General features: G+C 40.4%; 8 protein-coding genes and 2 pseudogenes. 3 read left to right on the forward strand and 7 right to left on the reverse strand.

All coding sequences use genetic code 11. The features are described from left to right. The 4 genes from O9332_RS01955 to O9332_RS01970 form a co-directional block, all read right to left on the reverse strand. A partial coding sequence (locus tag O9332_RS01955; protein ID WP_288023440.1) for a Uma2 family endonuclease occupies window positions 1-396 on the reverse strand: 396 nt, incomplete at its 3' end. A 14-nt stretch (window positions 397-410) separates the two neighbouring features. Next, a complete protein-coding gene (locus O9332_RS01960; protein WP_002762733.1) occupies window positions 411-977 on the reverse strand; it encodes a Uma2 family endonuclease in 567 nt (188 codons plus the stop codon). A 34-nt stretch (window positions 978-1,011) separates the two neighbouring features. Next, window positions 1,012-1,458, reverse strand: coding sequence for a DUF29 domain-containing protein (locus O9332_RS01965; protein ID WP_043999427.1), 447 nt, complete (start codon window positions 1,456-1,458; stop codon window positions 1,012-1,014). A 76-nt stretch (window positions 1,459-1,534) separates the two neighbouring features. Next, the gene (locus O9332_RS01970) at window positions 1,535-2,431 is read right to left on the reverse strand and encodes a DUF5838 family protein (protein WP_002762729.1); all 897 of its coding nucleotides are present in this window, start codon (window positions 2,429-2,431) and stop codon (window positions 1,535-1,537) included. A 24-nt stretch (window positions 2,432-2,455) separates the two neighbouring features. On the opposite strand from O9332_RS01970, the gene O9332_RS01975 reads away from it, so the two are divergent. Both O9332_RS01975 and O9332_RS01980 read left to right on the forward strand, forming a co-directional pair. Beyond that, entirely contained in the window at window positions 2,456-2,716 is a 261-nt protein-coding gene (locus O9332_RS01975; RefSeq protein WP_080603660.1) for a transposase, read from the forward strand. 162 nt (window positions 2,717-2,878) lie between these two features. Continuing rightward, the gene (locus O9332_RS01980) at window positions 2,879-3,064 is read left to right on the forward strand and encodes a hypothetical protein (protein ID WP_002762727.1); all 186 of its coding nucleotides are present in this window, start codon (window positions 2,879-2,881) and stop codon (window positions 3,062-3,064) included. 276 nt (window positions 3,065-3,340) lie between these two features. On the opposite strand, the pseudogene O9332_RS01985 reads toward O9332_RS01980, so the two are convergent. Continuing rightward, window positions 3,341-3,489 (reverse strand): annotated as a pseudogene (locus O9332_RS01985) (anacyclamide/piricyclamide family prenylated cyclic peptide). 518 nt (window positions 3,490-4,007) lie between these two features. Next, a complete protein-coding gene (locus tag O9332_RS01990) occupies window positions 4,008-4,316 on the reverse strand; it encodes a hypothetical protein (protein WP_002757098.1) in 309 nt (102 codons plus the stop codon). A 195-nt stretch (window positions 4,317-4,511) separates the two neighbouring features. Between O9332_RS01990 and O9332_RS01995 the strand changes: the two genes are divergently transcribed. Continuing rightward, entirely contained in the window at window positions 4,512-5,063 is a 552-nt protein-coding gene (locus tag O9332_RS01995; RefSeq protein ID WP_002757099.1) for a hypothetical protein, read from the forward strand. Between the two features lies 1 nt (window position 5,064). On the opposite strand, the pseudogene O9332_RS02000 reads toward O9332_RS01995, so the two are convergent. Next, window positions 5,065-5,317: pseudogene (locus O9332_RS02000) on the reverse strand (transposase); the annotation flags it as partial.

Consider the following 5,317-nt stretch of genomic DNA (forward strand, 5'->3'; position numbering starts at 1 on the left):
AGCAATTTCGACGATTAACTCTGGCGCACCTTCGACATAACCATCCTCACTAATCGTTGATTGTCCACCATTTTTAATTCTTAATAGTGCATCGGGTTGAGGTTCATTGTCCGCATCAAGACGTACCGTACAATTATCGCCTAATTGCAGATTGGGAGTAAAGGCTTTATAGACACTTAGCCAACCTATAATATCAGCATGGGGTTCACCATGGTTCTTAATTCTGAGAGGAGAAGCCATAATATAAACAATTCCTTCAATCAGTTCTGCCTTTTTCAGATTTGGCATAGCATTATATCTACGCTCAAATTCACGACGAGTAAGCTTGTCTCCATTTTCTAGGCGTGGAATTGTTTGAGGAGACTTGGCTAAGGTAATGGGTTCGACGGTAATCATGGGGGTTAATTTGCCTAATTAAATACTTGAGAAACTTTTAAATTGAGTTGATTAAATATAGAGGATTTTACTAAGTCATCATTGCTAAAATTACCAATTTCTGTATAAGTATTTTCTCTTAATTCTAAGACTAAAATGGTTTGAGTTTGAGGATCAACTATCCAGTATTCGGGAATCCCACAATCTTGATATTGGCTTCTTTTAGCGATGTAATCTCTCTCTCTTTGGATTTCTCCGGGGCTAACGACTTCAATGACTAATAAGGGGGGTGCCATGGTAAGAAGAATCGTATTTCTCTGGGAGAGTAATTGAATATGTTCTTCTCGAATAATGGTTAAGTCAGGGTAACGGTTTTTCGGTTCGCCTCTCACTTCTAATTCTAAACCATGTCCTCTGACTCTCCGATGTCCAACAAGGGAGGCAAATTTGAGAAAAAGAAAGTTAGCGATTTCAAAGTTAAGTCCTGATTCTGGCGGCATTTCTACCAATTCTCCGTTAAATAATTCATAGTGTTCCTCTGAATTATCCTCATAATGTAGATATTCAGCGAAGGTTTGAAAGCGGGGTTTTGTGGTTAACATAATTTCTCATCTCTTTTTGTTGTTTAATTGATTTTTATGGCAACCAAGAGCGATCTAGTAATTGTTCTAGTGAGTAAGGACATTGAGAGGGAAAAATCACAGTATTCACTGTTTTGATTTTGACAAAACCTAACGCATCTTGGTAGATCGAGTTTAATTCTTCCTCTAAATAATTGTGGAGATTGGCTGTCATTTTTCGCCCTAATTGAGTACGGAAGTTATAAATTTCTTCCTGCCAATGAATTGTATTATATTCTGCTTCCTTTGTCCAGTATTGCAGTAATAATAAATGGCGGATAACCTGTTCTAAAAGACTGGCTACCGCATTTTTCTTTTCTTTGCCCAAATCCTCTAATTCCTCGATTAAATGTTCTAAGTCTAGTTGTGAAAATTGATGATTTCTGAGTAGGCTAACGGTTTCTCCTAGCCATTGAGAGTCATCAATCTCATAGAGTTGTTTTAAGTCGTGAATTCTTTGCATCATTGATGGTCTCCATTAGCTGTTTTATCGTTTTGACTGTCTTGACATCAGAGAAGTTTCGTGGTTAACATAAAATTTACTCCATTCCAAAATACTTATAATAGTAAAGCCTAACGTTTTCGATTCTCGTTTTTTCTAATTCTTGTTGGGCTGTGCCTACCCACATATTCGGTAAAATATCTTGATGTTGACAAAAGCTGTGAACTCTTTGGGCGGTATCATTAAGCTTAAAGTAATTGATTAAATTCTGACGATTTTTGAGAGAGTAGTAAAGCACTGGGTTATTATTTGCTTTTGATAAACCTGTAAAAAATAGATCTGATGCTTGGAGAGGTTTTAAGGCTGATTTAGGAAAATGTTGCCACACTTGATTGATGGTTTCTGGTTTGAAAAAATCATCTTCTCTAATCTCGGCATAAATTTCGATTGCACTCTTACCATTGAAATAAAAATCAAACCCAATTAGGTGAACAAACCCACTGAGATAATTACTATCAGCAACACCGTCACTTAAAACAAAAGCGGTTGCTAGTTTTTCGGGATAATCCCCAATTCTGATGTGCATTTTTAGACTAGAATCGGCAAGATTGGTTCTTAAGTCAATACCAGCAGTTAGGACTTCTAGCTTGCTAAAGTCAAAATTATCTCCTAAAAATCCCTGTAATAAAGAATAATCTAATTGAACACCCACACGGTTCTCCACTTGCTGAAAAAAAGCTAGAGATTGAGCTAGATATTTTTGCCACTCTTGAGCTTTATCTTTAAAAAAGAGCAAAAACCTTGAGGCAATCAGTTTATCCAATTCTATCTTACAAGAGGCTTCAATAGTACAATCGCCCTCAACCCCCATCACGAAATCTTCAAACAGCCGCAAAGGATAAATCGGCTCAACATCGAAAGCTTGTTGATGGTTACGAATAAATTGTAGCCTTTGCTCTTTGAGGGAGCTTTTTTGAATGTCAGCAACTATCATAAATTTCAAATTTCGCTTAAGAATATGCCAAGAAAACCTCGAAATTTACAAGCTGGTTATTCCTACCACGTCACCACACGCTGCAATAACCGAGAATTCAAATTATCCAAGCGGGAATGCCGGGAGGTATTTCTTTATGCCATCAAGAAGGCTTTAGACAAACACCAGTTTAGGCTTTATGCTCTCTGTATCATGTCTAATCATGTCCATTATCTCATTGAACCTGCCCAACCTGAAGATTTACCCAAAATCATGCACTTCCTCAACTGGTACACGGCGATGTGATCCCCCCGCCTTCGGCTTCCCCCCTTATCAAGGGGGGCTAGGGGGGATCGCACAGGACACTTTTGGGAAAAGCGGTATTTTGGCGATGGTTTCCCTCCTTCAGATAGAGAAAGGGCGTTAAATACCTTACGTTACATTCACGGCAACCCGAAAGCAGCAAAAATGCGTTCTGGCTTCTTCTATGATTTCAGTAACTACGGCAGTTATGAACGTTTAACCGATGACGGCTTAACTCAATGGCATCCTGCTTTTCTTAAACTTGGTGACAGCTTAGAAGAATGTGCCAGAAAGTACAAAGGCTTTTGCCAGAAATACAAACCCAAGGAGAAGAACACCGCTACCCGATAACCCTGGGGGAGTAAGCTATTGGCAGGGGTTCATCTCCCTGAATCTAAATCTTTTAGCACTCCTCAACCAAGGAAAAGGGAGACAGCAGAAGAGCAAAAACCTGTACTCCCCCGCTCCCTCTCTCCCCTGCTCAAGAAGCTTCTCCCCGGGTTCCAGGTATCCGAAAGCCAGGAATTAACTAGGGTTGTAGGTCAATTCCTTGAGGCAAACCGTGCGCCCTGGCAAGGAGAAAAAGTCTTTTGACATTTTTTGAGGTTCGTGCTAGAATCAGGGGGATTACTCTGCGTCGTCTCCCGCAAAAGGAATCCCATGTGGATTGTTACCCCAGAAATGGGGGCGATCGCATTGCCATCACGAGAGACGGTAGCGGTATTTTCCCGTTGGACAGGAGCAGCGTTGCGGGGTGTCAGTTTTTTAGTTTTCATGGGGTAAGTCCGACCTAATTTTTGTCGATTCCAACCGTACTACCTCTTTTCTGCCGAGTCAATAGTTTTTAAGTGAATTTGTGTTAAGTTTTTGTTGAAATCATTTTCTCCAGGAGAAAAACCTACTTTTAGTCCTAGAATAGTTGGGAGGTTAGTCATTAGTAATTTTCTCAGCTAATTGTAATAGTTTTGGCGAGGGCAAAGGTTTATTTTCTTGGGTATATATATCTACCAAATCTTCTAAAACTTGGCTCTTCGTTACTTGTTATGGTTCGATAGGCGGGCATAAATCGACTAAATCCTTATCTGGCAAGAGACTTAATTGATTAGTTCGCTCTAGATAAAAAACAATTGACAAAAATCGCTAAATGCCTTTCTATATAAGGGTTCCATCCCTTATAACCCCCGTCCATTGCATAACACAAACCGAAGAGCCTAAATTTTCTTGGTCAGTGATAAATATCTGACATTGGGAAATTCTCGAATGGTTTGTTCGATTTGCAAAAAATAGGCCTCAATCATTTTAATTCTTGGAGATTAGCCTCGTTTTGAAGAAGCATTTCATATAGTCCAGACCAAACTATAAAGTCCGATTCATCTCCTAAAATACCTTGGGAAAATTGCTGATAAAATTCTTTGGATGTCATTTGATATTGTTTTTCCAGAGCTGCTAAATCTAATTTTAGATTCAAATTGCTTTTTTGTAATTCGGCAATCTGATAATCAATAATGCTTTGGGCAAATTTTTCTTGATCTTTGATGGAGTTTAAAATCTTTTTAAGGCGTTTTTCGGTTTCAGGCTGAACAGATAGATGAAAATCTAACATAAACTGTCTCATTACCACAAATCAAGCGGGATTTCATTCTAGCAAGCGTCAGCCCTGGAGGAGAAGAATGTAAAGATTTACAAATTGTATCTTATGATACAATGCGGGGGGAGAAGTATGTAAGCTCTGGGGTGTTCTGTTCGCTAATGTCGCACGCACTCAAATCCATCCACTACAGCACTTTTAGGCAAATCAATGAAAAAAATACAACAACTCTGCTTTGTCTCCGGAGTTGCCCTGGCGACCCTGGCAACGGCTAGTGCGGCACAGGCTGCTTTGGTGGTCGTCCCCCCCTACTTGGCTCCTGGCGCTCAGTATCGTTTGGTCTTTGTCACTGACGGCACACGGGATGCGACAAGCTTCGACATCAACGACTACAATACCTTTGTCACCACTCAAGCCAGAGGGGGAACCCCAGCGATTGATACGGCTCTTGATCTGGCTTTAAATGCGGCGGGATTTAACCCGAATACGATCACTTGGAAGGCGATCGCTTCTACGCAAACAGGCGGTTCTTCTACCGGAGTCGATGCTCGTGATAATACAGGGACTAATCCATCGAGTACGGGTGTTTCCATCTACCTCATAGATGGCACCCCAGTCGCCAACAATAATACCGATCTCTGGGATGGCTCCATATTACGACCGATTAACGTAACTCAGAGTGGTGCAACAACACCAACAGCGGTTGTTTGGACTGGATCGAATGCATCGGGAATGGTGGCTCTTCGTTACTCTTTATGCTAAATCAACAGACAAGATGCCAAGACAACATACTTCTAACCCAAAAATTCCGAAAGTTTCTAAAGCCATAGCCTCTCCGTTTTATTAGTTTAAGTTTATTGTTGATTGTTGATTCCCTCGACCACCCCATTCGTTGTCCTTCGCTCGAAATAACTAATTATTTCTCCAAACCAGTTTCGGATTGTTTGACAACTCTTGGTAAAAACACTGGAGGATTTTGCCAGCCATTCCGAGATAGATAGCAGTCCTTCTGTCGG

Origin of the sequence: Microcystis sp. LE19-10.1B (genome assembly GCF_027530565.1) — a bacterium.
In the GTDB taxonomy this organism is placed as follows: domain Bacteria; phylum Cyanobacteriota; class Cyanobacteriia; order Cyanobacteriales; family Microcystaceae; genus Microcystis; species Microcystis aeruginosa.

Bases quoted from the DNA above. Each gene is read 5' to 3' on its own strand.
- O9332_RS01960 (WP_002762733.1), bottom strand. From the start codon at position 977: ATGTTAACCACAAAACCCCGCTTTCAAACCTTCGCTGAATATCTACAT.
- O9332_RS01965 (WP_043999427.1), bottom strand. From the start codon at position 1,458: ATGCAAAGAATTCACGACTTAAAACAACTCTATGAGATTGATGACTCT.
- O9332_RS01970 (WP_002762729.1), bottom strand. From the start codon at position 2,431: ATGATAGTTGCTGACATTCAAAAAAGCTCCCTCAAAGAGCAAAGGCTA.
- O9332_RS01975 (WP_080603660.1), top strand. From the start codon at position 2,456: ATGCCAAGAAAACCTCGAAATTTACAAGCTGGTTATTCCTACCACGTC.
- O9332_RS01980 (WP_002762727.1), top strand. From the start codon at position 2,879: ATGCGTTCTGGCTTCTTCTATGATTTCAGTAACTACGGCAGTTATGAA.
- O9332_RS01990 (WP_002757098.1), bottom strand. From the start codon at position 4,316: ATGTTAGATTTTCATCTATCTGTTCAGCCTGAAACCGAAAAACGCCTT.
- O9332_RS01995 (WP_002757099.1), top strand. From the start codon at position 4,512: ATGAAAAAAATACAACAACTCTGCTTTGTCTCCGGAGTTGCCCTGGCG.